The organism is Nonomuraea terrae, from assembly GCF_044465245.1.
Taxonomy (GTDB): Bacteria; Actinomycetota; Actinomycetes; order Streptosporangiales; family Streptosporangiaceae; genus Nonomuraea; species Nonomuraea terrae.
Genome location: NZ_JBITLL010000003.1, coordinates 588,623 through 614,341, shown reverse-complemented (window position 1 = coordinate 614,341; position 25,719 = coordinate 588,623). Strand labels below are relative to the sequence as shown.

Here is a 25,719-nt window from a genome sequence, read left to right as displayed (position 1 = left end):
ATTTAATTGATCAGGACCGCAGGTCTGGGGAAGACCTTCGACGGCGGCGTGCAAGCCGTCAAAGGCGTCGACATCACGGTGGAGCCGGGCGAGATCGTCGGCTTCCTGGGCCCGAACGGCGCCGGCAAGACCACCACCATGCGCATGCTCACCACGCTGCTGCGCCCGACGTCCGGCACCGCCACGGTGGCCGGCCACGACCTCTCCGGCGAGCCGCGGGAGGTGCGCGGGCGCATCGGCTACGTCGCCCAGGGCAGCGGACTGGCGCTCGCCACGCCGCTGAAGGACGATCTCGAGCTCCAGGGCAGGCTGTACGGCCTGAGCCGCCGCGAGGTCGCCGCCCGGGCCGAGGAGGTCCTGGCCCGGCTGGAGCTCACCGGGCTCGACGCCCGGCCCGCCGCCGCGCTGTCCGGCGGTCAGCGCCGCCGCTTCGACATCGCGTTCGCGCTGCTGCACGACCCCGTGCTGCTCTTCCTGGACGAGCCGACCACCGGCCTCGACCCGCAGAGCCGCGCCGCACTGTGGGACCACATCCGCGCGCTGCGCGCCGAGCACGGCATGACGGTGTTCCTGACCACCCACTACCTGGAGGAGGCCGACGCGCTGTGTGACCGGCTGATCGTCATCGACCACGGCGCGATCGTGGCCGGGGGCACGCCGGCGGAGCTGAAGACCGGAGGCCGCACGCTCGACGACGTCTTCCTCGACCTCACCGGCCGCGCGCCGCGCGAGGAGGCGGGCCTGTGATGCCGCGCGACACCTGGGTGCTGTTCCGCCACAACGTACGCGCCATGCTGCGGCAGAAGGCCGGCGTCGTCTTCGGCGCGATCCAGCCGCTGCTGTTCCTGGTGCTGTTCGGGCCGATCTTCGCCACGTTCGGCACGTGGGAGACGCTCGTCCCCGGTCTGATCATCCAGCTCGGGCTGATGAGCACGGGGATGGCCGGGTTCGGCGTCGTCTTCGACAAGCGCACGGGCGTGCTGGAGCGCATGCGCGTCACCCCGGCCCGCCGCCTGTCGCTGCTGCTCGGCCGCGTGCTCGGCAACGTGGTCACGCTGGTCGTGCAGACGGTGCTGCTGCTCGCGGTGGCCTTCGCCTTCGGGCTGCGCGTCCCGCCGGCCGGGCTGCTGGCGGGGCTCGCGCTCGTCGTCGTGCTCGGCGCGGGCCTCGCGGCGTTGTCGTACGCGGTCGCGCTCACCATGAACGAGCATCTGTTCGCGCCGGTGATGAGCACGGCCGTGGTGCCGCTGGTGCTGCTGTCGGGCTCGTTCCTGCCGATGTCGATGGCCCCGGACTGGCTCGACGCCCTCTCGCACGCCAGCCCGTTCCGGTACGCGCTGGAGGCCGTACGCGACCTCTTCCACGGCCGGTACGCCACCGCCACGGTCGCGGTGGGCGTCGCGGTGACCGCCCTGTTCACGGCGGCCGGCCTGCTGATCGGCACGCGCGTGTTCAACCGCGAGCACGCCTGACTCAGGCCCGCGTTCCCCGCCCGCAGCCCGAGGGCGCGGCGATGATCCGGCCGCCCCGGGTGCACGCCCGGGGCGGCCGCCGGGGTGCATCGGCATGGGCACGGCGTACCAGTCACGGCGCCGGCGAAGACCCCGGGCGGCGTCGGCCCGGGGCCCCGCGAGTCGCTTGATCCGTGTGCGCCGCCGCGAGTCAGGCGAGCGCAATCGGATGGAGGCTATGGTCTTCCTGCCGCATAACCTCGCGGAACGGCTCTCGGAACCAAGCGCTCGTTGAGGGGTGGGCAAGCCTCGCTCACGGAGGCCGAGGCGGGCCGGAGGCACCGCCTTACCGTGTCACGCTGTGACGCGATACATCGCGCGACCGCCTCGGCGCCAGGACCGGGAACAGTCCACATGAATTGGACAACCCTTGAGCGTTGATCACTCGATGCCTGCCGCTCGTAACCGTCGGCATGTGAACGCTCACTCTTCATGGTCATAGGGCAATCAGGGCGAGCCTGGAGTTTTGCCTCTACGAGATCAGCCCCTCCGAGCCCGCAAATTAGCGTGAGATCAATCGGCCGCGACCAAGGTCCGTGAGGACCGGCGCGGCCGTCCCGAGTCCCGATGCGTCGGGACCTCAACCCGAGAACCGAGCTAGAGGTGATCTAGCAATGAACCAGATCAAGAACTTCCTCGCGGCCGGCGCAATGGCGGCCTCGGCCCTCGTCGTCCCCGTCGCGGCATCGGCTCTGCCCGCCGCCGCTGAGACCTCCGCCCAGCGGACCACCACGGAGACCATCTCGCAATCCCACCCCTGCAGGTTCCACAGGAATCCGGCTAGGTGCCGCGCTCGCGGCCACGGCGGCGGTGGCGGTGGCGGTGGCGGTGGCGGCGGTGGCGGTGGCGGCGGCGGTGGCGGTGGCGCCGACGTCCGCATCGACAACCAGAACACCAACATCGGCGGTGGCGGTGGCGGTGGCGGTGGCGGTGGCGGTGGCGGCGGCGGTGGCGGCGGCGGCGGTGGCGGCGGCGGCGGCGGCGGTGGCGGCGGCGGTGGTGGCGGCGGTCGCTGATCGACCGAAAGCCCCGATCGCCTGCCAACAGGCCGCCTCATCCGATGTCACGTGCCTGTAGCAGCGAAACCACCAGGGCCGTACCGGTGGCCGGTGCGGCCCTTCGCTGCCGTGAACGGTCCTTGATGACCCGCACCGAGCACGACTCCTCGCACCGGTCACCGCGCCACCCGCCCCGTCCGCCACGACCCGTCCGAGTTACGCCGCCGGCGCCGCGGCCTGGGGATCGGCAGGCGCGTGTGCGACCGCGAGCACGCCTGACTCAGGCCGCGTTCCGCGCCCGCCGCTGGAGCGCGGCGATGATGCCGGCCGGGTCCACGCTGCCGTAGCCGTAGTCGTAGTCGAACCCGGCCTCGCTGCGGTCCTCGGCGGTCCGCCGCAGCAGCGCCCGCAACTCGGCCGGCGACAGCCGGGACGCCGGCCACCGGGTGCGCACCGCGGCCACCAGCCCGGCCGCCACGGCCGCCGCGGCGGCGGTGCCGGCGTCGGGCTCGTCCGCCCCGAACGCCGCCGACCCCGCGAAATGCGCGTACGCGCACACGTCCGGCTTGCGGGCGGTCAGCCGCCCTGGCCCCTTGGAGGAGTAGCCGAGGCGGTCGCCGTTGACGTCCACGGCCCCCACCGACAGCGCCTTCGGATGGGAGCACGCGCCCGCGATCGGCCGCCCGTGGTCTCCCGCCGCGAAGACCACGTCGGCGCCCGCCCGATCGAGCGCGCTCACCATGAGGTTGAACGGATGGGCGGCGTTGCCGGAGTAGCCACCCGGGTGGCCGGCCGGCAGGTCCGGCGCGACCGCCGTCCACCCGTTGCTCACCACCAGCGCCCTCGACTGCTCGGGCTGCGCTTCGAGCGCCGTCCGCAGGCGGGCTAAGGCGGACAGCGCGTCCGACAGCAGGGCGCCGCGCCCCGGGGAGAGCACCGGCAGGTCGATGAGCGTGGCGTGCGCGGCGGCGATGAGCGCGTCGAACGCGGACATCGTGCCGTGGCCGGTCGCGGACTCACCCGGCCGGGCCGACGCGCCCCAGCGGGACCCGGCGTCCAGGGTGACGCTCCGGCCGAGCCGCCTGGCCGCGTGCGCGCCGTCGATCCCGGTGTCGAGCACGGCCAGCGCCACGCCGTCGCCGTCGAGTCCCTCGGCGTGCAGGCCCGCGACGTTCAGCAGCCGCTCGACGTCGTGCCAGTCGCCGACCGACGGGCCGTCTCCGCGCACGGGCACGGCCTCGATGGCCGGGTCGGCGTAGACGGCCACACCGGGGGCGGGCAGCCGGTCGGGCCCGTCGTCGCGGATCGTGCCGCGGACCACGACACAGGCGTCGTCGGAGACGTCGAGCGGCCGGAGCGAGAGGGGGTCGCCGGCCGGCCGCGGCACGGTCACGGGCGCGAAGGCCGTGTCGAGCTCGACCCCGGGCATCCCACCGGCGACGTCGGCCGCGGTGACCGTCCCGCAGGGATCGGAGAGCGCGGAGACGAGGTCGGGGGAGGGGCGGAGCTGGATCAGGACCCGCATGTGTCACCACCGAACGTGTGGAGAGGGGAAGGAACCTCCCAACATTCCTTCATCCGTCCCGGCTCGTCCAGCGCTATCGGCAGGCTCGTGACCTGCAATAATGCGACATTTGCCACGAAGTGGACGATCTTTGTTCTGGGGCGTCAGACTTCCGTGTCCCGGGTCCGTTCACTACGGTGAGGCACCATGACGCTCCAGGCGCAGAAGCCGGTCGACGACGGTGAGAAGGCCCATTGGCTGGCGGTGCGGCCGAGGCTCGTCCTCGCCAGCGCCTTCATGCTCTTCCTCGAGCTCGCGCTGATCCGGTGGACGGGGTCCAACATCGTCCACCTCAGCTACTTCACGAACTTCGTGCTGCTCGGCTCCTTCCTCGGCATCGGCCTCGGCTTCCTGCGCGTGGGGCGCTCGCGGCGGCAGCCGTACTACTCGCCGGTCGTGCTGGCGATCCTGGTGATCGTCGTGCTGGCCTTCCCCGTGACGGTCGACCGTGACACCGAGGGCGTCCTGTACTGGACGAGCCTGTCCACCACCGGCCCGCCCGCCTGGCTCATCCTGCCGGTGATCTTCTGCGCCGCGGCGGCCGTCCTCATGGGCCCCGCCGAGCTGGTCGGGCGCTGCTTCCCCGAGCTGTCGCGCCTGGAGGCCTACCGCTACGACCTCATCGGCAGCCTCACCGGCATCGCCGTCTTCACGGCGCTGTCGTTCCTGAGCGCGCCGCCGGTCGTCTGGGGGATCATCGCGGCCGCCTGCTACGGGGTGCTGCTCGTGCCCCGTCCGCGTGCCCTCTACGTCGGGCTGGTCACCGTGCCGTCCGCGGCCGTGGTGGGGCTGCTGCTGGCCGAGTCGTTGACCGCCGGCGCGCTCTGGTCGCCGTACTACAAGGTCACCTTCCGTGAGCTCCAGGGCCTCAGCGTCCCCGTCACCGACATCGCGGTCAACGGCATCCCGCATCAGCAGACCATGCCCGCCGCCGCCCGCCTGCAGCTGGAACGCCAGTACGGCCTGCCGTACGAGCGGGCCGCCCAGCCGCCGAAGGACGTGCTCATCGTCGGCGCGGGCAGCGGCACCGACGTCGCCATCGCCCTGTCCAAGGGCGCGGCCCGCGTCGACGCCGTGGAGATCGACCCCAAACTGCGCGAGCTGGGCGCCACCGTCCACCCCGACCGGCCCTACGCCGACCCGCGCGTCACCACCCACATCACCGACGGCCGCGCCTTCCTGGAACGCAGCTCCGACAAGTACGACCTCATCCTCTTCGCCCTGCCCGACTCGCTCACCCTCGTCTCCGGGGCCAGCTCGCTGCGGCTGGAGAGCTACCTGTTCACCGAGGAGGCCATGCGGGCGGCCCAGGCGCACCTCAAGCCGGGCGGCGCGTTCTCGATGTACAACTACTACCGCGAGAGCTGGCTGGTCGACCGCCTCGCGTCCACCGTGCAGAGCGCGTTCGGCCACAAGCCCTGCGTCGACGTGGTCAGCACCGCCGGCCACCAGGCCGTCATCACCGCCGGGCTGACCGCCGCCGACCAGCGCTGCGCCGCCGAGTGGCCGGGCGCCGCCGCGGGAACGCCGTCGCCCGCCGACGACGACCGCCCGTTCCTCTACCTCAAGGACGCGACGGTCCCGCCGATCTACCTCATCACGCTCGGCCTGATCCTCGCCGTCAGCCTGATCGCCGTCCGCCTCGTCGCCGGGCCGTACCGGCGCATGCGCCCGTACGCCGACCTGTTCCTGCTGGGCGTGGCGTTCATGCTGCTGGAGACCAAGAGCATCACCGGGTTCGCGCTGCTGTTCGGCACCACGTGGGTGGTCAACGCGATCGTGTTCGCCGGTGTGCTGGTCGCCGTGCTCGCCGCCGTCGAGGTGACCCGCCGCTTCCGCACCCCGCCGCTGCCCGTCATGTACGGCGTGCTCTTCGCCGGCCTGCTGCTGGCCTGGCTCGTGCCCACGGAGTGGCTGCTGTCCCTGCCGGTGCCGCTACGCGCCGTGGCCGCCGTGGTGGTGGCGTTCCTGCCGATCTTCGCGGCGAACGTCGTCTTCGCCAAGCGCTTCGCCGAGACCGCCGACGCCACCACGTCGTTCGGCGCCAACCTGCTCGGCGCCATGGTGGGCGGCTGCCTGGAGTACGCGGCCCTGGTGATCGGCTACCAGGGCCTGCTCGTCGTGGCCGCCCTGCTCTACCTCGGCGCCATGGCCCTGCTGCCGCGACAGCGGGCCCTGGCGTGACCGGCTTAGAAACCGCAGAGCTCGTCGAGGGTCTTCGCGCCGCCGGCCCGCTGTGAGTTGCGGGTCGGCGTCTGCTTCGGCGTCGCCGCGCGGGTGCTCGGCGCGGCGGAGGACGTCACGCTCGGCGAGGCGCTCACGTTGGCGGCCTGCGCCTGGCGGGGCGGCCGCGCCGAGTCGCTGATCGCCTTCTTCGTCGCCTGGCGGATCTTGACCCAGTCGGGCGCGCCCGAGTAGAACTCCGGCGGCACGAACTGCAGGCTCGTGATCTTCGCGTCCTTGACCTTGACGGCCAGCTCCACCAGCGGCTGCACGAGGTGGCGCGGGATGTTCGTCTCCGCCAGCCGCTTGGCCGCCCCGGCGATCTGCGTGAAGCGAGTGAGGATGACCGTCGGCGTGGCCTGCTGGGCGAAGGCGCCGATGACACAGCGCTGGCGGGCCATGCGGGAGAAGTCGTCGCTGTTGACCCGGGAGCGGCCGTACCAGAGGGCCTCCTCGCCCGACAGCTTGCGGTAGCCGGCCCTGATCGTGCCGGCGGTGCCGTACAGGCCGCCCCACTTGATGTCCTGCTCGACCCGGATGCGCAGGCCGCCGATCGCGTCGACCAGGTCCGCGAAGCCGTACATGTTCATCATCGCGTAGTAGTCGATGTGCAGGTTCAAGGTGTAGCCGATGGCGTCCATCAGCGCGCGGGGGCCCTTGTTGTGGCCGCCCATGATCTCCGGGTGGTCGTTGGCGTACTGCCAGACCTCGTTGAGCAGGCCGCCGTTCGGCAGCTCGGCCATGAAGCCGTTCGGGAACTGCTTGCGCAGCGGAGAGGACGGCGGGAAGCGCACGTGCTGCAGGTTGCGGGGCAGGCTGAACAGGACCGTGTTGCCGGTCTTCAGGTCGACGCTGGCCACGTTCATGCTGTCGGTGCGCACGCCGGTCCGGTTGCTCGCCGCGTCGCCGCCGATCAGCATGAAGTTCACCCGGGTCTTGCCGTTCCACGGGTCCTCGGCGTTCTGCGCCGCCAGTGACGCGTCGGCGTCGGGCGTGGTCTTGAAGATGTCGCTGATCGTGCTGCGCGCGGTCACCATGGTCTGCGCCGTCAGCGCGAACGGCGACATCACCGCCACGCACAGCACGCCCACCACGATGCCGGTCAGCATCTGGCCCTGCTGGTTGAGCCGGTTCGGGCCCAGCACGATGTACGACGTCACCAGCAGCGCGAACCACGCCAGCGCGGCCACGGACACGATGACGATCACCAGCATCATCATCCCGTCGTCGGCCAGGACGGCGGCGTTCTCCAGGTTGCTGGCCACGCTCAGCCCGTAGGCCAGGGCCGCCAGCAGCAGCACCGCGTACACGCTGACCAGCACCAGCCCGGTACGACGGTGCCCGGCGCGCAGGTGGGCGGCGCCGGGCACGACGGCGGACAGAGCGGTCCAGCCGAGCACGGAGGCGGGCGTCAGCGGCTTCGCGAAACGCGGCCGGCTGGAGCCGGGCCTGGGGGAGGCGGCGCGGGTGGCGGTACGGCCGGATCCCGGGCGTGGTCGTCGCATGGGGCGCCGTTTCCTGCCTCCCGGCACGGTCTCTACCCCATCGCGATTGCTCACACCCGGCTCCTTACACGCCTACCAGGCAAAACTGATGTCCAGCCCCCATCGGCACAAGATTGCCAGGATTCTAGCCCCCATATATGGACAACAGAGACATGTGCTCAAGCTGAGATGAACGGCACGTCAACATCACGAGGTCGTCGAGGAGGGCGCCCGCCACGTGTTGCACTGGAACGTGCGGTTCTTCTCCCACCCCTGCCGGAACCACCTGTTGTTGTTCGCGGGAGAGCCGTGGTCACGGGGGTATTGGGGGTGGTCGCCCACCTGGCCGTAGAACCAGAACAGCCGGCCGCGGTTCGCCGTGCTGACCGGATACGAGGCCGCCACGGAGCGCATCCACATGCCGCCGAAGCAGGTTGCCTGGAGCTCCATCTTTCTGCTGAGCGCCAGCTTGGTGTTCTGGCTGCCGGTGTCGAGTGTGGCGCTCCACCAGGAGTCCATCAGGCCCGTGATGTTCTGGACGTGGTGGCCGTACTCGTGGGCCATCATGCTGATGATGCCGCCGTGCCAGGAGATGATCTGGCCGTACCCCCGGGCGTTGCCGTTGCCGCGCGCCATCGCCGAGGTGGAGGCGTAGATGGTGTTGTTGCGCGGGCAGTAGTACGGCACCATGCTGCCCGCCGACGGGTAGTCCCCGCACGCGCCCCTGCCCCGCCCCGCGGCGATGGCGTAGCCGGGCGGGCTGAAGTCGATGCCCTGCTTCTCCAGGACCGGCCGCCACGCCCGGTCCATGCACTTGCCGGTCTTCAGGATCAGGGCCTTGAGCTGGCCATGGCTGAAGATGCTGGCGTTGCCGGCCCGGCAGGTGAGCCGCGGCAGTCCGCCGGCCCTGTACATGGTGTTGTTCTTCAGGCTCGTGTTGAGCGCGGGCTGCGCCGGCGGGTCGGCGGTCTCCTGCTCCTGCTCTTGTGCCGGCTCGTCGTCGCGGGTGGGGGCGGGCTCGTCGGACTCCTCGTCCGAGGGCTCGTACGTCGGGATCGCGATCGGCGTCGTCGTGTCCGAGCCGGACGAGCCGCCGATCATCACCGCCCCGACGACGATCAGCACGAACAGTGCCGCCAGCGAGCCGAACACGATGCCGAGCACTCCGGCAACGCCCATACCCTGCTTCCTGCGCGGCGGCGCGGGCTGCCACTGCCGCGGCGGCATCGGCGGCCGGGGCGGCGGTGGGGGAGGCTGCCGGTGCGGTTGCTGCTGGGGCTGCCCGTATGGCGGCCTCGGCGGTCTCGGCGGCGGGTACGGGTTGGCCCGCGGCGGGTACGGGTGTCCCGGACCGCCAGGGCCGACAGGGCCGACAGGGCCGCCCGGGCCGCTCGGACCGCCAGGGCCGCCGGCGCCGCCCGGGCCGTACGGCTGGGGTTGTGGCTGACGGCGGCCTGGTGGCGGCCACGGTAAGGAGGGGGGCCGCTGTGGTTCTCCTGACCCCTGTGGCGGGGGTGGGTAATGCCCGTTGCCTGTCACCGTGTCTCCCCGTTCACCCGCTTGTCCGCAATGCAGGCATTTGCGTCGCGACTTGACGGACCCTTGGCAAATTTGGGGCAAAAGCATACTGATGTATCACCCGTCACGGATGTAGCAGTGCTCGGTTACGGTCCGAAATCATTCGAGGTGATCTCTGCTATCTCCCGGTCTCCGCGGCGGGTGGTGTCCTAGCTTCTTTGGCATGAATCTCCAGCAGCTCCGCTATGTGGTCGCGACTGCGGAGCACCGCACCATGACCGACGCGGCCAGGTCGCTTTACATCGCGCAGCCTGCGCTGTCACGCGCGATCCGCGATCTCGAGCGAGAGCTCGGCATGACGTTGTTCGCCCGTTCCGGCCGAGGCGTGGTCGTCACCGCCCCAGGCCGTCGGGTGGTCAAGCTGGCCAGGGAGGCGCTCGACGCCGTCCACCAGATCGAAGGACTGGCCGGCCAGGGTGGCGTCACCGAGGCGGAACTCCGCATCGCCTCCACCCCGAGCCTCGAACCCGGTCTCGCGGGACGGCTACTGCCGGCCTACGCGGCCGAACACCCGGGAGTGCGCGTGCACATCGTGCGGTGCGACGGCAGAGACGCGGTCGTCAGCGCCATCAGGGATCAGCGGGCCGATCTCGGGCTCACCGATCTCCCCGTGCCCACCGATCTCATCACCCACCCGCTCGAACGCCAGGAGATCGTGCTGATCTCCCCGCCCGGGCTCGAACTGCCCAATCCGGTGCCGATGGGCAAGCTGAACGGCATGCGCCTGGCGCTGCCCGCCCGCGGCAGCCTGCGGCGCAGGGAGCTCGACGCGATGTTCGGCAAGTTCGCCGTGACGCCGGTGGTCGTGCTCGAAACCGACGAGCGCAACGGCTGGCTCAACGCCGTACGAGCCGGGCAGGCGTCCTTGCTCTGGTATCGCGGGATGGCCGAACAGGCGGCCCGTGCCGGACTGGTGGTGCGCTCGCTCGAACCCGCCGTACGCAGGGTCATCGCCGTCGTCCACGCGCGCCGGCGCCTGCCGCTCATCGCCCAGGACTTCCTGGCGACCGCAGAGAAGGGAACAGCGGCCTGACCACTTCGGGAACGATCCATTTCCACACCAGGGGCCTGCGCACCCCACCGAACTCAACCCCCCAACCCGAGAACCAGGACAAGCTCCCCCCAAGGGCCCCGAATCCGCTCCAGGACGGTTTCCGCCCACGTAACCCCCCAACTCCCAGGGACCAGGAACGGTTCACCCCAAGGAGACCGGACCGCCCGGCCTCGAAGGGCTACGCTCAGCCCAGGAGACCGGTACGCCCGATCTTCAGGGACTGCGTTCGGCCCAGGAGGCTGGAACGTTCGATCTTCAGGGACTGCGTTCGGCCCAGAAGGCTGGAACGTTCGATCTCCAGGGAGTGCGTTCAGCCAAGGAGACCCGTACGCCCGATCTCCAGGGGCTGCGTTCAACCCAGGGGATCGGCACATCCGAACCCCCGGGATGGGGACCGGTTCAGCCTGAAGGGTCTGGAAGGCCCGAGGGATGAGACCGTCCCGTTCGAGGGGCCTGGGGCCGTTCGGTCCGAGGGGTCCGGCGAAGGCGCCGCACCCTGAGGATCTTCGGGCATCGGCTCTCAGCCCCTGATCCGCACCACCTCCCCGGAAGCCGCCGTCGTGCCCGCGCCAGGCACGCGGCAGGCCCCCTCCGGCCCCGCCGCCGCTGACGCGGCCATTGACGGCCCCGCCGTCGTTTCCCCGGCCGTTGACGGTGCCGGCCCGGCGACGAGTCTCTCCGTTCCGTCGCGGACCCCGCGACGCGTGTCTCCCGCCGTCCCGCCGTACGGCATCCCGCCGTCGGCGACCGTCAGCACCATCCGCCGTCCGCACCGGCCTCCACCCCTGTGAGCGCCGGGGACCCCGGCGACCGACGTGCAGCCACGGAAGGGCTGCGCCACCGGCGCACCAAGACGCCGCCACGAAACCGTGGCGGCGTCCGCGCGCCAGGTGAACGCGAAGGTGTACGGCGAGGCCGACAGCGGTGAGGCGTACGCCGGCGCGGCCGGCGGCGGCGAGGCGCGCGAGTGTACGACCGGTCCGTTCGCTCAGGCGACCCTGTGGGGCGTCAGCCGGGCGCCCCTGCAGAGCACCGGCCGGGCGGCCCTGCAGAGCACCGGCCGGGCGGCCCTGCGGGACACCGGCTGGGCGGCCCTGCGGCGTCTTGCGCGCTGCACGCATGACTCGTGCCTAACACGCCACGCCCACAGTGCCTAGACACCTGTACCGAACGGGACTGGCGAGGGCGGTCACCGCGGCCCCTGGCGGAAGCGGCGTTCGCGTCGAGTGGCCACGACGCGCATCACGGCGCGGAGGCCCAGGGACGGCGCGACTCAGCTGCTGGGAAGGGTGCGGACGGGCCAGGGGCGTCGGGGTCGGTGGTGGGAAGGGTGCGGACGGGCCTGGCGCGTCGCGGTGGTGACGGGAGGGAGCGGACGGGCCTGGGGTGTCGGGGTCAGATGGCAACGGTGCTGACGGGCCAGCGGCGGTGGCGGGAGGTTGTAGACGACCCTGCGGGCGTCGGGGTCGGTGGTGGGAAGGGTGCGGACGGGCCTGGCGCGTCTCGGTGGTGAGGGGGAGGGAGCGGACGGGCTTGGGGCGTCGGGGTCGGTAGTGGGAAGCGTGGGGGACGGGCCTGGGGCGTCGGGGTCAGATGGTGGGCGGGAGGTGGACGACGGCGCGGAGACCCGGGGCGGCGTCTTCCAGGGTGACGGTGCCGCCGTGGGCGCGGACGGTTTCCCGGACGATCGCCAGCCCCAGCCCCGTACCGCCCTCGTCGCGGCTGCGCCCCGAGTCGAGCCGGGTGAAGCGGTTGAAGACGCGCTCCCGATCCGCCTCCGGGATGCCCGGCCCGTCGTCGGTGACCGTCAGCACGCCGTCGGCCGTCAGCGCCACCTCCACCTTGGACGAGGTGTGGCGTACCGCGTTGTCCAGGAGGTTCGTCAGCACGCGGCCGAGGTCGAGGGCGTCGCCGCGGACCACGACCGGCGCGCACGCGGTCAGCCGCACCTCGGCGTAGCGGTCCACGGTACGGCGTACCACCTCGTCCAGGTCGACGGGCTCGCGCCGGGCCGGCACGCCGCCGCGTTCGTCCAGGCGGGCCAGCGCGAGCAGGTCCTCGGCCAGCCGCGACAGCCGCATCGTGTCCTCCAGCACCCCCTCGGCGGTCTCCCGCCAGTCCTGCCCGTCGGGATGCCCGAGCGCGACCTCCAGCTGCAGCCGGATGCTGGCCAGCGGGCTGCGCAGCTCGTGCGCGGCGTCGGAGACCAGCGCCCGCTGCCGCTGCTCGGCCTCCTCCAGCCGGGCCAGCATGTCGTTGAGCGTGGTGGCCAGCGAGTGCACCTCGTCCAGCGACTGCGGCACCGGCAGCCGGCGCGACCGGGCGGTGTGGGTGATGTCCGCCGCGCCCCGGCGCAGCGCCGCGATCGGCCGCAGCGTACGGCCGATCATGAGCCAGCTCGCCACCGCCAGCAGCACGATCAGCACCGGCGTGCCGACCAGCAGCACCCGCCCGGCCGTGACGAGGCTGGTCTGGATCTCGCCGATGGGCCGGGCCGCCACCACGGTCTGCCCGTGATCCGCGCTGAGCACGATGGCCCGCAGGAACCCGGGGATGGCGTACGGCCGCCCGTCCAGCAGCGTGGCCTCACCGTTCGCGAGGACCTTGGCCCGTGCGTCGGCGTCCAGCAGCGGCACCAGCCGGTCGGTGCCGTACGTGACGTGCGTGATCCGCCCGCGCGCGTCGATGACCTGCACGACCGTGCCGTCGTGGGTGGTGATCGGGCTGGTCAGCGTGCCGGCGTCGGCCGCCACCCGCACGGCCTGCGCCTGGGCGAGCGTCGACTCGTCCACGGTGTCCATCAGCGCCCGTTCGAGCACGCTGAGCAGCACCGACGCCGACAGCGCCAGCGCCAGCGCGAGCACCGCCGAGGCGGCGACCGTGAGCCGGGACCGCAGCCCCTGCCGCCGCCACCAGACCAGCGGCGAGTCAGCCACCGTCGCCCGCCAGCCGGTATCCCGCGCCGCGCACGGTCTGCAGCGCGTTCCTGCCGAACGGGACGTCGATCTTGCGCCGGAGGTAGCCGACGTACACCTCGACCACGTTGGGATCGGTGTCGAACGTGTCCCACACATGCTCCAGGATCTCCGTCTTCGACACCACCTCGTCGCGCCGCCGCAGCAGGAACTCCAGCAGCGCGAACTCCCGCGGCGTCAGCTCGACCGGGCTCTCGCCGCGCTCCACCCGGCGCCGCGCCGGATCGAGCGACAGGTCGCCGGCCACCAGCACCGACGGACGCCGTCCCGCGTCGCGCCGCATCAGTGCCCGCAGCCGGGCCACCAGCACCACGTACGAGAACGGCTTGGTCAGGTAGTCGTCGGCGCCGAGGTCGAGACCGTCGGCCATGTCGTACTCGCCGTCCTTGGCCGACAGCATGAGGATCGGCACCCAGTTCTCCTCGGCGCGCAACTGCTTGCACACGTTGTAGCCCGACAGCCTGGGCAGCATGATGTCGAGCACCACGACGTCGTAGTCGCCCTGCCGGGCCGCGTGCAGCCCCTCCTCACCGTCGTGGGCCAGGTCCACGGCGAACCCCTCGGCCTGCAGACCCCGTTGGAGCGCGGCCGCCATCCGCCGCTCGTCCTCGACGACAAGCACTCTCATGCGGTGATTCTCCTGGTCCTGCGCTGAGACGACGCTGAGAAGGCTGAGAGCACTCTCAGCCGCCCGCGGGCGCAAGACCCGCCCGTCACCCCCGATGAGGCCGAACGTCGATCAAGGGGGCGTATGCGCACGCCATGCACTCTAACCACCGGCTCGACCACGGCCTGTGCGGACGGCTTCCGGGCCGGGCCGGCCGTGGTGCCCGGGCCCGGCCCGCGGGCGCGGCTGAGAGGCGTCTCAGGCTGTCTCAGGTTCACCACAGGATGCATGACGCAGGCTCTGAGCATCGACATACCGTTAAGGAGTGAGATGCGCAGAGGCACGTTCGTGAGGTGGGGAGTGCCGATCGCGGCGGCGGCCGTGATCGGGGCCGCGATCGGCGCCGGCCCGGTGATCGCCGCGGTGAGCGGCGATCCCGTACTGCCGGAACGCTCGGCGGAGCAGTTGCTGGCCGACGCCGCGGCCGCCACCGGCAAGGAGGGCGGCATTCCGCCCATGTCCGGCACGGTGCAGCAGACGGCCTCGCTCGGCCTGCCGTCGCTGCCCGCGCTCTCGCAGGCGGGCGCGTCGTCGCCGCTGAGCCTGCTGTCCGGGTCCCATGAGGTGAAGGTCTGGTACGGCGCCGCCGACAAGCTGCGCGTCGCCATGCCGACCCAGATGAACGAGACCAACCTGATCGTCAACGGCGGCGAGGCGTGGTACTGGGACAGCGCCACCAACACCGCCACGCGGGTGAGCGTCAAGGCGCCCGCCGCCCCGACGCACACCCCGGCCCCCGTGCCGCGGACGCCCGACCTGACGCCGCAGCAGGCGGCGGAGCGGCTGCTCGCCCAGGCCGACGAGCACACCACCGTCCGGGTGATCAACACGGCTGAGGTGGCGGGCCGCCCGGTCTATCAGCTCGTGCTGTCGCCGAAGGACGCGGGCTCGCTGGTGCAGGAGGTGCGGATCGCGCTCGACGGCGAGACGTACGTCCCGCTCCAGGTCCAGGTGTTCGCCAAGGGCTCGGCGGAGCCGGCGTTCCAGATCGGGTTCACCCAGGTGACGTTCACGCCGCCGGCGGCCGAGAACTTCACCTTCACCCCGCCCGCGGGCGCCAAGGTGGAGGAGAACACGCTCGCCCTCCCCGAGGAGGCCGGCAGGCACGCCGAGGAGCACGCCGAGCGGGCCAAGGACGTCGCGGGCGAGGCGAAGGTCGTCGGCGACGGCTGGACGACGGTGGCGGTCGTGCCGTTCGACCTGAACGATGTGACCGCGCAGGCCTCGCAGGAGGGCGGCGAGGGGGCGGCACTGCTCGACAGCGTGCTCGCGTCCGCGACCCCGGTGAGCGGCCCGTGGGGCTCGGGCAAGCTGATCAGCACCAAGCTGGTCACCGCCCTGCTGACCGACGACGGCCGGCTGCTGGTCGGCGCGGTCACCCCGGAGGAGATCACCAGGGCGGCGGGCGTCAAGTGACCGCCGTCACGAGCGAAGCGGGGGCGCCCTTCGGGGCGGCCCCGCCCTCCGGGGGCGAGGCGATCGTCACCCGAGGGCTGACCAAGCGCTTCCGCAGCGGGCAGGTCGCCGTGGACACGCTCGACCTGAGCGTGCCGCGCGGCTCGGTGTTCGGCTTCCTGGGTCCGAACGGCTCCGGCAAGACGACCACGATCCGCATGCTGCTCGGCCTGGTGAAGCCGACCGCGGGGGAGTACTCCGTGCTCGGGCTGCCCCAGGCGGAGGCACTGCCGCGGGTGGGGGCGCTGGTCGAGGGGCCGGCCTTCTACCCGTACCTGTCGGGCGCGGCCAACCTGATGCGCTTCGACGCCGCCGACCCGACCGCGCCCAGGGCGACCGCGCGACGCCGGATCGCCGAGGCGCTCGAACGGGTGGGCCTGTCGGCCGCCGCCGGCAAGCGCTACCGCCACTACTCCCTCGGCATGCGTCAGCGCCTGGCCATCGCCGCCGCCCTGCTGGGGCCGCGTGAGCTGCTCGTCCTCGACGAGCCCACCAACGGCCTCGACCCGCAGGGCACCCGCGAGGTGCGGGCGCTGGTCAAGGAGATCGCCTCCGACGGCACCACCGTGTTCGTCTCCTCCCATCTGCTGGCCGAGGTGGAGCAGATGTGCACGCACGCCGCGATCATGCGCACGGGAGGGCTCGTCGCGCACGGCACCATCGCGTCGCTGAGCGGCGGCCTGGCGGCGCGGATCCGGGTGGAGACGCCGGACGCGGCGGGGGCCGCGCGGGTGCTCGGCGCGCTCGGCCTGGCGGACGTCCGCACGGACGAAGGGGGCACGGTGACGGCGGAACTGGGCGGGCACGCGCCCGAGCGGCTCAACGCCGCGCTGGTGGGCGAGGACGTGGCCGTACGGGGGCTGGCCGTGGTCCGGCCGAGCCTCGAGGACGTGTTCGTGCGACTGACAGGGGAGGGCTTCGATGTCGACGGCTGAGAGCGCGACACCGTCCCGTACGACTTCACCGGCCACGGAGGCCACGACGCCGCCCGCCGGCGGGACCGCGACGGCGACCGCACCGGGGCCGGGGCCGCGGCGGACACCGGGGCTCGTGCCGGTGACGGAGACCCGCAGCACCGCGGAACGCACACCACGCGAGCCCGAGCCCGGCAGGGCGGGCGGTCCTGCGGCGCCGCTGCCCCGCAGGGCGGGCGCGTTCTGGCGGCTGCTCGGCTCCGAGCTGGGCCTGACCTTCCGCCGCCCCCGCAACCTGCTCATGCTGTCCGTGCTCGCCATCGTGCCGATCATCATCGGCATCGCGCTCAGCCTGGTCAGCGCGCCCGACGACGGCATAGGCGGAGTCATCGCCTCGGTGGCGGGCAACAGCCTCATGCTGACGTTCTTCGCGTTCTCGTTCCTGGTGCTGCTGCTCATGCCGGTGACGGTGAGCGTGGTGGCGGGCGACGCGCTCGCCGGCGAGGCCGGCGCCGGGACGCTGCGCTACCTGCTGGCCGCGCCCGCCGGGCGGACGCGGCTGCTGCTGGTGAAGTACCTGAACGCCGCCATCTACGCCTACGCGGCCACGGCCGTGGTGGCGCTGTCGTCGCTGCTGACGGGACTGGTGTTGTTCCCGGCCGGGCCCTTGACGCTGCTGTCCGGCACCACGATCTCCATGGGAGAGGGGCTGGTCAGGATCGCCGTCGCCGTCGGTTACGTCGGCGCCGGCATGGCCGCCCTCGCGGCGGTGGCGCTGGCGCTGTCGGCGTTCACCGAGGTGTCCATCGGGGCGATCGCGGCCACGATGGTGCTGGTCGTCGTCTGCCAGGTGCTGCGCGCGATCCCCGAGCTGGACGTGATCACGCCGTACCTGCTGCCGGCCCGGTTCACCGACTTCGACGCCGTGCTGCGCGCCCCGATCGACTGGGCGGCGCTGTGGGACGGCCTGCTGGCGTTCGCGGCCTACATCGCGCTGTTCGGCTCGATCGCGTGGGCCCGCTTCTCCGGCAAGGACATCACGTCCTGACCCCGTGCCGGGGATCGGCTCCCCGGCACGGGACGGACCGTCAGGCGGTGGGACGGCGGCGCAGGCCGAGGACGCCGACCGCGACGCCGATGACACCGACGACGAGCCCGGCGCCGCCGAGCACGCGGGCCGTGGTGTCGGAAGCGCCGGCCGCGGCCACCGGCGTCACCGACGGAGCCGCGGCGGCCGGCGACGCGCTCACCGGCGCGGCCCCGTGACCGCCTCCGGCAGAGGACGCGGGCACCAGCTTGAGCAGCGGCGCGGGGTGCTCCGGCTCGCTGCCGTCGGCCTTCGGCGCCTGCGCCCAGTCGACGACCTCACCGCCCGAGTACGTCTGCTTCGTCGGGAAGACGAGCTGGTCGACGTCCGTGGGCAGCTGCCCCATGGACACCTCGAACTCCTGGAACTCGCCGGGCTTGATCTCGCCGCCCGACCAGACGACCTTGGTGACGGCCTCCTCCAGGGGGCCGTACTCGGTCGTGACGGGCTGGGGCAGCTTGCCCTCGGTGACCTCGACCTTCCAGCCCGGCACGGGCTTGACCGTGACGAACGCCAGCGGGTGGTCGGTGGGGAAGGACACCTCGACCTTGGTGGTCGAGGCGTCGTCGCGCTCGTTCGGCACCCGGAAGGCGACCTTGGAGAACGAGCCCTGCTCGGCGGTGCCCGGCTGGATGGTGACGTGGGCCAGCGCGGGCAGGGCGAGGGCGGCGGTGAGAGCGGTGGTGGCGGCGAGCACGGTCGCCGCACGGCGTACGAAGGACATGCGGAATCTCCACTTGGGTCTGGAAAGAACGAGGTGTCAGAAGGTCAGGCGGGCAGTGGAGGACCACGCCTGGCCAGGCAGTGCCGGAAACCCGGCTGAGGGGGGACGACCCGGGTGCGGACGACCGGCGCGCACGGGCGCACGGCCGGCACGGCGGCCGGCGGCTCCAGCAGCACGAGGCGGCGGCCGAGGCGGCGCAGCACCGACCAGAGCGCGGCCTCGCCCCGCGACAGCCACAGGCCGGTGATCACCGTGGCGGTCAGGTGGGTGAGCAGCATGCCGGCGTTGACGGCCAGACCGCCCTGGGCGTGGCCGTGCACCGAGACGTAGGCGGCGCCCTCGCCGGCGAACAGCTCGTGCAGCCCGATCTGCGCGCCGACCAGCACGAGGTTGATCGTGCCCGCCGAACGCTCCCGGCCGCACAGCGCGAGCCCCAGCACGGCCACCGCCGCCAGCGCGAAGCCGGCGGTGCCCGGCTCGGGGGCGGAGCCGCCGCCGAGCAGGTGGGCGAACGCGGCCAGCGTCACGCAGACGGCGGCGAAGGCGGCTGTCCGCGCGAGCCTCAGGGGTAGGTGCGCACGCATGGGTGTGCCCCATGCTCTCACGGGGCAGGCAGTCTTACGACCTCTTGTTCCAAGCTGCGCAAGGGCTGGGCCGTAAATGGCTTTTGTCGCTATGGTCGGATCCACCACGTTCACATAGAGGTGAGAAGATTGCGGCATTTGGGTGGATTAGTTGTCGGACTCGTGGTGACCGCGGCCGTGATCGGAGGCGGCGGCTGGGCGGTCCAGCAGGCCGCACTCAACGCCTCGGCCGACCTGCCCAGCAACCAGAACCTGTGGATCGCCCTCGGCGCGTTGGCCGCCGTCGGGCTGGTCGTCGGGCTGGTGGCGGCGGGCCGCATCTCACCGCTCGCGACGTTCGTGCCCTCCATGGTGCTGCTGGCCTGGACGGTGGTCTACGCGCTGGACAAGACGCGAGCGCTGTCGTTCATCCCCACGGGGGAGTCGGTCCACCAGATCATCAGGGACGCCGGCCTCGGCAACCGCACGATGCTCACGACCGGCCTGTACGCCCTGCTCGGCGTGGCCCTGTTCATCCCCGTGCTGATGCCCTCGCGCTGGGCGCGCCGCGACGAGGAGCTCGACGACGACTACGAGCCGCAACCGGAGGGCAGCTACTACTGAGCGCCGGCGGTGTAGAGGCGGGTCACGACCTCCTCGATGGACGCCTGGCCGGGCGCGGTGGCCATCAGCTCCTCCAGGCTCCCGTCGAACGCCAGCCGCCCGTGGCCGATCAGCACGACCCTGCGGCACAACCGCTCGATGTCGCCCAGGTCATGCGTGGTCAGCAGCACGGTCGTGCCGCGCTCGGCGTTGACCCGCCGCAGGAAGTCGCGGATGCCGGCCTTGCTCACCACGTCGAGCCCGATGGTCGGCTCGTCCAGCACCAGGACGTCCGGCGCGTGAAGGAGCGCCGCCGCCAGGTCGCCGCGCATCCGCTGGCCCAGGCTGAGCTGGCGCACGGGCGTGCGCAGGAACGCCCCGAGGTCGAGTGTCTCCGTCAGCTCGGCGAGGCGTGCTCGGAACGTCGCTCGATCTACTTGGTAAAGGTGCCGGATCAGCGCGAAGCTGTCCACGAGCGGCAGGTCCCACCACAGCGTCGTCCGCTGCCCGAACACCACCCCCAGGCGCCGCGCCAGCGCGGTGCGCCGCCGCGACGGGTCGAGCCCGGCCACCCGGACCGTGCCCGACGTGGGCGTCAGGATGCCGCAGAGCATCTTGATCGTGGTGGACTTGCCCGCGCCGTTCGGGCCGAGGCAGCCGACGAACTCCCCGGCCGCCACGGTCAGCGACAGGTCGCGTACGGCGTGGACGACGTTCCGTTTCACCTTGAACGAGCGTCCGGCCCGGTCCAGCTCGATCATGATCATCAACTCCCGGTGGATCGGTAGTGGCGGATGCCCTGCCGCCAGGCCAGCGCGGCCAGCAGGGCGAGGACGAGGGCGGCGGCCGGTCCGAGGAACCGCATGGCCCCGGGTGTGCCGAAGGGGTCGTCGCGGTCGAGGACGTACAGGCCGGGCTGCCAGTTGACGAAGGCCAGCGGCAGTACGTACGTGACGCCTTTGACCAGGTCGCGGGCGTAGACGGCGAGCGGGTACTGGGTGAGCTGGTTGCTGCCGTAGGTGAAGGCGCTGGTGACCTCGGGCGCGTCGGTGAGCACGAACTGCACGGCCCCGGCGAGCGTCCAGAGCGCGGCGAAGATGACCACCCCGGTGGCCACCATGACGGGGATCATCCAGCCGCGCTCCCAGCCGATGCCGAGGGCGGCGATCGCGTACCCGAGCACGACGGCGGCCTGCAGGACCCGGCCGACCCTGGTGGGGTTGAAGCGGTCGGTGGTGAGCTGGACCCAGGCGCCGACCGGCCGGATGAGGAACGTGTCGAGGGTGCCGGCCTTGATGTGCTGGCTGACCCGGTCGATGTTGCTGACGAACGTGTCGCACAGGGTGAAGGACAGGCCGGCGGCGCCGTACAGGAAGAGCACCTCCTCGCGGGAGAAGCCCGCCAGGGCGGTGGTGTTGGCGAAGATGATCAGGACCACGGCGACGTCGAGGGCGGCGGCGACGAAGCCGAGCAGCACCATCAGGGCGAACGAGGCCGGGTAGGCGGCGGCGGCGCGCGTCCACGTCCACGCCAGCAGGAAGTACGTCCTAACCACCCTGGATCACCACCTTGTGGCGGACCGCCCGCGTGCCGAGCGCGCCGAGACCGAGCAGGACGACGGCCCAGAACACCTGGACGGCGAGCGTCTCCGGCACGGGGGCCTTGCCGAGGTAGAGGTCGGCGGGCAGCTGGACCATGGCGGCCCACGGCAGCGCGTTGACCAGGTCGCCGAACCAGCCGGGGAAGAGGTTGAGCGGCACCAGCATGCCGCTGAAGAACGTGGTCAGCACCATCGACAGGACGGCCACGCCGCGGTCGTCGAGCAGCCAGCAGACCGACAGCGCGATCAGATAGCGCCAGCCGAAGCTGATGACCACCGCGATGGCGAACCCGGCCAGGAACGCCGCCCACCGGCCGGGGTCGGCGGGCACGACGATGCCGAAGACGGCGGCGCCGAGCAGCATGGGCGGCAGGCCGCGGACGACGAACAGGTAGGCGGCCCTGCCGACGTCCTCCGCCAGGGTCCACAGCTGCAGGGAGACGGGGCGGACGAGGTCGAGCGCGACGTCGCCGCTGCGGATGCGCTCGGGCAGCGACAGGCCGCCGCCGAAGAGCTGCATCGGCCCGATGAACGCCTGCGTGACGAAGCAGAAGGTGACGGCGTCGGCCACGTCGTAGCCGCCGAGGCCGGGGCGGGCCTGCCACAGCGCGATGAGGACGTAGGCGCGCAGCACGCCGAACACGCTGTTGGTGAACGCGCCGGCGAGCGCCGCCCCGACATAGGTGGCGTGCTTTCTGAAGCCGTACCAGACGAGCCTGGCGTAGAGGGGGGTCGTCGCACACCTCCGGAGAGTGACAGCACAGTGACGGGACGTGCCTGGGTCGGCGCACGGATTTACCGATGGGAAACATGCGATTATCGGCCGCGAGGCGGTGGCCCCGCAACGAATTAATCACCGGGGTGCGGGACGGCCCTCCTGGGGCAGAAGACCAGGACGACGCCCCGTCGGGGAAGGGGCTCAGGGCGAGGGCGCCGTGTCACAGGGCCGAAATATCCATGTAAGGGACGAGATACTTACTGGCCGGTAGGACGATGTTGAAAGGGGAACAACAGTCCTCGGAGGGTCGATATGGGGATCGACAAGGATGTGGTGCCGGACTACCCCATGAGCTGGCAGGCCCGGGCGCTCATCGGGCTCATGTGGGGCACCTTGAAGCCCGCGTCCAGCCTGCTCATGCGCCACCCGCTGGCGTTGTTCGGGGCGGCCCGGCTCGGTGACCTCGCGCGGCTGGTCCAGGTTCCCCACCCGGCGCACGTCTCGCTCGGGCAGGAGGCGTTCACCGCGTGCGGCGGGGAATGGGTGCGCTGCGGCGAAGGGGTCGACGAGCGCAAGGTGGTGCTGTACCTCCACGGCGGCGGCTACTTCTTCTGCTCGCCGTGCACGCACCGGTCCATCACGTGGCGGTTGTCGGCGATCGCCGGGCGGCCGGTGCTGGCGCTGGACTACCGGCAGGGGCCGGTGCACAAGCTGGCCGACTCGCTGACCGACGCTCTGGACGCGTACGAGTGCCTGCTGGGGCGCGGGCACGCGCCCGAGGACGTCATCGTGGCGGGGGACTCCGCGGGGGGCCACCTCACCCTGGCGACTCTGCTGGCGCTGCGCGACCGGGGGATCCCGCTTCCGGGGGCGGCGATCTGCCTGTCGCCGTGGGCGGACCTGACCGACAGCCCGCGCCGGGAGAACCGGTGGCAGGACCCGCTGCTGCCGGAGAGCCGGGTGCGCTGGCTGGCGCGGCGCTGGACGTCCGGGCTGGACCCGCGTGACCCGCTCGTCTCGCCGGTGCACGGGGACTTCACGGGCCTGCCGCCGCTGATGATCGTGACGGGGTCGACGGAGGTGCTGCGCGACGAGGCCCGGCGTGTGGCGGCGCGGGCCAGGGAGGCGGGGGTGCCGGTCTGGTACGAGGAGTGGCGGCGGATGCCGCACGTCTTCCCGATCCTGGCGGACGTGGTGCCCGAGGCGCGGTTGGCCTTCCGGCACATGTCACAGTTCCTGACGGCGGTGGCCGAACGCGCGGATTCGGTGGGCGGCACGGCCGCAGCGTGACTATTGTCCGTTTTGCCAAGATCGGCGTACGCCGGCGCGGCGGAAAGTGTAAGGTTAGGTATACCTAACATATTGTCAGGGGGCTGTTTTGGCTGAACATCGGGGCGTCGTCCAGCGGACCGAGCGCATCTCCCGCCACATGGTACGCGTGGTCCTCGGCGGCGACGGACTGGCGGACTTCGCCACCTCCGGGCTCACCGACCACTACGTGAAGCTGATCTTCCCGTATGACGGGGTCGACTACCCCGAGCCGTTCACCATGCAGCTGTGCCGGGAGACGATGCCGCGCGACCAGTGGCCGCGGCTGCGGACGTACACCGTGCGGGCCTGGGACCCCGACGCCCTCGAGCTGACCCTCGACTTCGTCGTGCACGGCGACGAGGGCCTGGCCGGGCCGTGGGCCGAGCGCGCCGTGCCCGGCGACGAGCTGCTCATGCTGGGCCCCGGCGGCGGCTACGCGCCCGATCCCGACGCCGACTGGCACCTGCTGGTGGGCGACCTGAGCGCGCTGCCGGCCATCGCGGCGTCGCTGGAGGCGCTGCGGGCGGGCGCCCTCGCGCACGTGTTCGTCGAGGTGGACGGGCCCGAGGACGAGCAGAAGCTGACGACGGCCGCGGACGCGCGCGTCACGTGGGTCTACCGCGGCGACCGTCCCGTGGGAGTGGGGCTCGTGGAGGCGGTGCGGGGGCTGGAGTTCCCCGAGGGCGACGCGCACGCGTTCGTGCACGGCGAGGCCGGGTTCGTCAAGGAGCTCCGCCGCCACCTGCGGGTGGAGCGCGGGATCGGCCTCGACCGGCTGTCGATCTCCGGTTACTGGCGGATCGGCGTCGACGACGAGGCGTGGCGGGCGGTCAAGCGCGACTGGAACCGTCAGGTCGAGGCGGAAGAGGCCGCCGCGATCGCCTCCTGAGTCGCCCGTTTCACCACTTCAGACCACCTGATCACAGTATTTACTGACTTAAGGGGTACGAAAGCCTTACCTCCAATACCCCTTATGCAAGACGTGCGGAAAGCCTCTCCGGATGCGGCCACAGTGTGCTTGGCCGTGACCGCGGACAGGAGAGGCGAACCGGATGGCGCGTGGTGCGAGCGACATGCCTGCGGGCGTGCGACCGCTGACGGTGGGGGACCCGGTCGTCATCGGCCGATATCTGCTCCTCGGCCGCCTCGGCACGGGCGGGATGGGAGTGGTGTACCTGGCCGAACACCCTCAAGGCGGCCTGGTCGCCCTCAAGACGCCGCACGCGGTGCATCTCAACGATGCCACGTTGCGGGCCCGCTTCGCTGAGGAAGTGGCGTTCTCGCGCAGATTGGTGCCGTTCTGTACGGCCGCCGTCGTCGAGGACGGCACCGACCGGGACCGTCCTTACCTGGTCAGCGAGTACATCCCGGGCCCCGCGCTCTCCCAGGTCGTCCTGGACCGGGGGCCGCTCACGCCGGACCTGGCCTACGGCGTCGCGTTGGGAGTGGCCGCCGCGCTCGTGGCGGTGCACGAGGCGGGACTGGTGCACCGGGACCTGAAGCCGGGCAACGTGCTGCTGTCGCCGAAGGGGCCGCGCGTCATCGACTTCGGCATCGCCCGTGACGTGGACACGGCCGGCGCGCTCACGCAGGCCGGGCAGGTCATGGGCAGCCCCGGCTGGGTGGCGCCGGAGCGGCTGACCGGCGGGCCCGCGCTGCCGTCCTCCGACGTGTTCGCCTGGGGCTGCCTGGTGGCCTTCACCGCGACCGGGCACCATCCGTTCGGGGGCGGGGAGCCCGACGTGCTGACCCGGCGCATCCTGTTCGAGGCGCCGCGGATCGACGGGGTGCCCGCCCTGCTGCGTCCTGCCGTGGCGGCGGCGCTGGCCAAGGAGCCCGCCGACCGCCCGAAGGCCGCCGACCTGCTGCGGGCGCTGCTGGCCGCCGGGGGAGTGGCGGAGCCGTGGGACCTGCGCCGCGCGGTGGAGGACGTGCTCGCCAAGACCTGGACGCCCGTACCGCACACGGGAGGACACGAACGGCTCGCCGAGGAGATGGAGCGTTCCGGGCCGCGCCGGCGCCGGGCCCGGTCGGGAGCCCGGTCGGGGGCCCGGTCGGGGGCCCGGTCGGGAGCCCGGTTGGGAGCGCAACTCTCGCACGCCAGCTTCGCGGCCCTGGCCACGGTGTCGATGGCGGCCGTCACGGTCGTCGCGGCCTCCGGTGGCGACGGGCTCGGTGTCGCCGAGGGCGCGCTGCGGAGCGACCCGCCGGCCGTGCGGACGTACGGAAGCGCCGACTCGACCGTGCGGCCGGTGACCGCGACCCCGGTGGTCCGGCCCCCGGTGCGCGCGGTCAGGACGCCGACACCCCGGCCCGAGACGCCCGCGTCCACGGTGCCGATGTTGATCGTCACACGCACCCTGGGGCCGCCCACGGTGGTGAGCCCTCCGCCGCGGCGCGGACGCACCCGACCGCCGGCGCCTACCGCCGGACCGGGACGGCCGGGCGTCGACGAGCCGGGCTGCATGAACCCGGCCGGTCGCGGCCGCGGCAACCCGGCCATGCGGCGGGACTGCCCGCGGCCGTCCGGCTCGATCACCACGATCCCGCAGGACGGCCCCGGCGAGACCCCGGAACCCACCTCCTCGGCCTCCGAAGCCCCGACGCCGACCGCGACGCCGAGCCCGTGAACGCTCGAACGCCCGGCCCCGGACGACGGCTCTGCGTCCGGGACCGGGCATGAGCAGGCC

The 25,719-nt window shown here is 72.2% G+C and carries 23 protein-coding genes; 13 read left to right on the top strand and 10 right to left on the bottom strand.

The window, feature by feature from the left end; genetic code table 11:
* The first annotated feature begins 6 nt into the window (after window positions 1-6).
* The 3 genes from ACIBP6_RS15310 (at window position 7) to ACIBP6_RS15300 (ending at window position 2,527) form a co-directional block, all read left to right on the top strand.
* Window positions 7-747 carry an ABC transporter ATP-binding protein gene (locus ACIBP6_RS15310; RefSeq protein WP_397052507.1) on the top strand — a complete coding sequence of 247 codons (741 nt, stop codon included), beginning with the start codon at window positions 7-9 and terminating at the stop codon, window positions 745-747.
* A complete protein-coding gene (locus ACIBP6_RS15305) occupies window positions 747-1,472 on the top strand; it encodes an ABC transporter permease (RefSeq protein ID WP_397052505.1) in 726 nt (241 codons plus the stop codon). The genes ACIBP6_RS15310 and ACIBP6_RS15305 overlap by 1 nt, the downstream gene beginning before the upstream one ends.
* A 653-nt stretch (window positions 1,473-2,125) precedes the next feature.
* The gene (locus ACIBP6_RS15300; RefSeq protein WP_397052503.1) at window positions 2,126-2,527 is read left to right on the top strand and encodes a hypothetical protein; all 402 of its coding nucleotides are present in this window, start codon (window positions 2,126-2,128) and stop codon (window positions 2,525-2,527) included.
* Between the two features lie 262 nt (window positions 2,528-2,789).
* Here the strand turns inward: ACIBP6_RS15300 and ACIBP6_RS15295 are convergent, their stop codons facing one another.
* Window positions 2,790-4,034: a S8 family serine peptidase gene (locus ACIBP6_RS15295; protein WP_397052501.1), complete on the bottom strand. Its 1,245-nt coding sequence runs from the start codon at window positions 4,032-4,034 to the stop codon at window positions 2,790-2,792.
* Between the two features lie 186 nt (window positions 4,035-4,220).
* Between ACIBP6_RS15295 and ACIBP6_RS15290 the strand changes: the two genes are divergently transcribed.
* On the top strand, window positions 4,221-6,257 hold the full coding sequence (locus ACIBP6_RS15290) for a spermidine synthase (RefSeq protein ID WP_397052499.1): 2,037 nt from the start codon (window positions 4,221-4,223) through the stop codon (window positions 6,255-6,257).
* A 5-nt stretch (window positions 6,258-6,262) separates the two neighbouring features.
* On the opposite strand, the gene ACIBP6_RS15285 is transcribed toward ACIBP6_RS15290, so the two are convergent.
* Both ACIBP6_RS15285 and ACIBP6_RS15280 read right to left on the bottom strand, forming a co-directional pair.
* Window positions 6,263-7,801: an LCP family protein gene (locus ACIBP6_RS15285; protein WP_397052497.1), complete on the bottom strand. Its 1,539-nt coding sequence runs from the start codon at window positions 7,799-7,801 to the stop codon at window positions 6,263-6,265.
* Between the two features lie 186 nt (window positions 7,802-7,987).
* A complete protein-coding gene (locus ACIBP6_RS15280) occupies window positions 7,988-8,959 on the bottom strand; it encodes a neutral zinc metallopeptidase (RefSeq protein WP_397052495.1) in 972 nt (323 codons plus the stop codon).
* Between the two features lie 562 nt (window positions 8,960-9,521).
* On the opposite strand from ACIBP6_RS15280, the gene ACIBP6_RS15275 reads away from it, so the two are divergent.
* Both ACIBP6_RS15275 and ACIBP6_RS15270 read left to right on the top strand, forming a co-directional pair.
* Window positions 9,522-10,391: a LysR family transcriptional regulator gene (locus ACIBP6_RS15275; RefSeq protein ID WP_397052493.1), complete on the top strand. Its 870-nt coding sequence runs from the start codon at window positions 9,522-9,524 to the stop codon at window positions 10,389-10,391.
* Window positions 10,392-11,302: 911 nt separating this feature from the next.
* Window positions 11,303-11,569, top strand: a complete 267-nt coding sequence (locus tag ACIBP6_RS15270; protein WP_397052491.1) for a hypothetical protein — start codon at window positions 11,303-11,305, stop codon at window positions 11,567-11,569.
* Window positions 11,570-12,001: 432 nt separating this feature from the next.
* On the opposite strand, the gene ACIBP6_RS15265 is transcribed toward ACIBP6_RS15270, so the two are convergent.
* Window positions 12,002-13,348 carry a sensor histidine kinase gene (locus ACIBP6_RS15265; RefSeq protein ID WP_397052489.1) on the bottom strand — a complete coding sequence of 449 codons (1,347 nt, stop codon included), beginning with the start codon at window positions 13,346-13,348 and terminating at the stop codon, window positions 12,002-12,004.
* Window positions 13,341-14,015, bottom strand: a complete 675-nt coding sequence (locus ACIBP6_RS15260) for a response regulator transcription factor (protein ID WP_397052487.1) — start codon at window positions 14,013-14,015, stop codon at window positions 13,341-13,343. Before ACIBP6_RS15260 ends, ACIBP6_RS15265 begins: the two co-directional genes overlap by 8 nt.
* A 309-nt stretch (window positions 14,016-14,324) precedes the next feature.
* Between ACIBP6_RS15260 and ACIBP6_RS15255 the strand changes: the two genes are divergently transcribed.
* The 3 genes from ACIBP6_RS15255 to ACIBP6_RS15245 are packed head-to-tail and all read left to right on the top strand — an operon-like array spanning window position 14,325 to window position 17,471.
* Window positions 14,325-15,470 (top strand): outer membrane lipoprotein carrier protein LolA, encoded by a 1,146-nt coding sequence (locus ACIBP6_RS15255; protein ID WP_397052485.1) that lies wholly within the window; start codon window positions 14,325-14,327, stop codon window positions 15,468-15,470.
* Window positions 15,467-16,444, top strand: a complete 978-nt coding sequence (locus ACIBP6_RS15250) for an ABC transporter ATP-binding protein (protein WP_397052483.1) — start codon at window positions 15,467-15,469, stop codon at window positions 16,442-16,444. Before ACIBP6_RS15255 ends, ACIBP6_RS15250 begins: the two co-directional genes overlap by 4 nt.
* A complete protein-coding gene (locus ACIBP6_RS15245) occupies window positions 16,431-17,471 on the top strand; it encodes an ABC transporter permease (RefSeq protein WP_397052481.1) in 1,041 nt (346 codons plus the stop codon). The genes ACIBP6_RS15250 and ACIBP6_RS15245 overlap by 14 nt, the downstream gene beginning before the upstream one ends.
* Before the next feature lie 40 nt (window positions 17,472-17,511).
* Here the strand turns inward: ACIBP6_RS15245 and ACIBP6_RS15240 are convergent, their stop codons facing one another.
* The gene (locus ACIBP6_RS15240) at window positions 17,512-18,234 is read right to left on the bottom strand and encodes a YcnI family protein (RefSeq protein ID WP_397052479.1); all 723 of its coding nucleotides are present in this window, start codon (window positions 18,232-18,234) and stop codon (window positions 17,512-17,514) included.
* 44 nt (window positions 18,235-18,278) lie between these two features.
* Window positions 18,279-18,818, bottom strand: a complete 540-nt coding sequence (locus ACIBP6_RS15235) for an MFS transporter (RefSeq protein ID WP_397052477.1) — start codon at window positions 18,816-18,818, stop codon at window positions 18,279-18,281.
* Between the two features lie 138 nt (window positions 18,819-18,956).
* Between ACIBP6_RS15235 and ACIBP6_RS15230 the strand changes: the two genes are divergently transcribed.
* Window positions 18,957-19,421, top strand: a complete 465-nt coding sequence (locus ACIBP6_RS15230; RefSeq protein WP_397052475.1) for a hypothetical protein — start codon at window positions 18,957-18,959, stop codon at window positions 19,419-19,421.
* Here the strand turns inward: ACIBP6_RS15230 and ACIBP6_RS15225 are convergent.
* From ACIBP6_RS15225 to ACIBP6_RS15215, 3 genes are read right to left on the bottom strand one after another with little or no spacing between them, the layout of a single operon-like run.
* Complete coding sequence (locus ACIBP6_RS15225) at window positions 19,415-20,161, bottom strand: ATP-binding cassette domain-containing protein (RefSeq protein WP_397052473.1); 747 nt, start codon at window positions 20,159-20,161, stop codon at window positions 19,415-19,417. The two genes, ACIBP6_RS15230 and ACIBP6_RS15225, sit on opposite strands and share 7 nt — an antisense overlap.
* A 5-nt stretch (window positions 20,162-20,166) precedes the next feature.
* A complete protein-coding gene (locus ACIBP6_RS15220; RefSeq protein ID WP_397052471.1) occupies window positions 20,167-20,955 on the bottom strand; it encodes an ABC transporter permease in 789 nt (262 codons plus the stop codon).
* Window positions 20,948-21,634: an ABC transporter permease gene (locus ACIBP6_RS15215; RefSeq protein ID WP_397052469.1), complete on the bottom strand. Its 687-nt coding sequence runs from the start codon at window positions 21,632-21,634 to the stop codon at window positions 20,948-20,950. Before ACIBP6_RS15215 ends, ACIBP6_RS15220 begins: the two co-directional genes overlap by 8 nt.
* 396 nt (window positions 21,635-22,030) lie before the next feature.
* Between ACIBP6_RS15215 and ACIBP6_RS15210 the strand changes: the two genes are divergently transcribed.
* The 3 genes from ACIBP6_RS15210 to ACIBP6_RS15200 all read left to right on the top strand — a co-directional run bounded on the left by ACIBP6_RS15210 (window position 22,031) and on the right by ACIBP6_RS15200 (window position 25,659).
* A complete protein-coding gene (locus ACIBP6_RS15210; protein ID WP_246075594.1) occupies window positions 22,031-23,008 on the top strand; it encodes an alpha/beta hydrolase fold domain-containing protein in 978 nt (325 codons plus the stop codon).
* Between the two features lie 88 nt (window positions 23,009-23,096).
* A complete protein-coding gene (locus ACIBP6_RS15205) occupies window positions 23,097-23,918 on the top strand; it encodes a siderophore-interacting protein (protein ID WP_397052467.1) in 822 nt (273 codons plus the stop codon).
* Between the two features lie 196 nt (window positions 23,919-24,114).
* Window positions 24,115-25,659: a serine/threonine-protein kinase gene (locus ACIBP6_RS15200; protein ID WP_397052466.1), complete on the top strand. Its 1,545-nt coding sequence runs from the start codon at window positions 24,115-24,117 to the stop codon at window positions 25,657-25,659.
* Window positions 25,660-25,719: the final 60 nt, after the last annotated feature.

Bases quoted from the DNA above. Each gene is read 5' to 3' on its own strand.
- ACIBP6_RS15305 (WP_397052505.1), top strand. From the start codon at position 747: ATGCCGCGCGACACCTGGGTGCTGTTCCGCCACAACGTACGCGCCATG.
- ACIBP6_RS15300 (WP_397052503.1), top strand. From the start codon at position 2,126: ATGAACCAGATCAAGAACTTCCTCGCGGCCGGCGCAATGGCGGCCTCG.
- ACIBP6_RS15295 (WP_397052501.1), bottom strand. From the start codon at position 4,034: ATGCGGGTCCTGATCCAGCTCCGCCCCTCCCCCGACCTCGTCTCCGCG.
- ACIBP6_RS15290 (WP_397052499.1), top strand. From the start codon at position 4,221: ATGACGCTCCAGGCGCAGAAGCCGGTCGACGACGGTGAGAAGGCCCAT.
- ACIBP6_RS15285 (WP_397052497.1), bottom strand. From the start codon at position 7,801: ATGCGACGACCACGCCCGGGATCCGGCCGTACCGCCACCCGCGCCGCC.
- ACIBP6_RS15280 (WP_397052495.1), bottom strand. From the start codon at position 8,959: ATGGGCGTTGCCGGAGTGCTCGGCATCGTGTTCGGCTCGCTGGCGGCA.
- ACIBP6_RS15275 (WP_397052493.1), top strand. From the start codon at position 9,522: ATGAATCTCCAGCAGCTCCGCTATGTGGTCGCGACTGCGGAGCACCGC.
- ACIBP6_RS15260 (WP_397052487.1), bottom strand. From the start codon at position 14,015: ATGAGAGTGCTTGTCGTCGAGGACGAGCGGCGGATGGCGGCCGCGCTC.
- ACIBP6_RS15255 (WP_397052485.1), top strand. From the start codon at position 14,325: ATGCGCAGAGGCACGTTCGTGAGGTGGGGAGTGCCGATCGCGGCGGCG.
- ACIBP6_RS15245 (WP_397052481.1), top strand. From the start codon at position 16,431: ATGTCGACGGCTGAGAGCGCGACACCGTCCCGTACGACTTCACCGGCC.
- ACIBP6_RS15240 (WP_397052479.1), bottom strand. From the start codon at position 18,234: ATGTCCTTCGTACGCCGTGCGGCGACCGTGCTCGCCGCCACCACCGCT.
- ACIBP6_RS15235 (WP_397052477.1), bottom strand. From the start codon at position 18,818: ATGCGTGCGCACCTACCCCTGAGGCTCGCGCGGACAGCCGCCTTCGCC.
- ACIBP6_RS15225 (WP_397052473.1), bottom strand. From the start codon at position 20,161: ATGATCGAGCTGGACCGGGCCGGACGCTCGTTCAAGGTGAAACGGAAC.
- ACIBP6_RS15210 (WP_246075594.1), top strand. From the start codon at position 22,031: ATGGGGATCGACAAGGATGTGGTGCCGGACTACCCCATGAGCTGGCAG.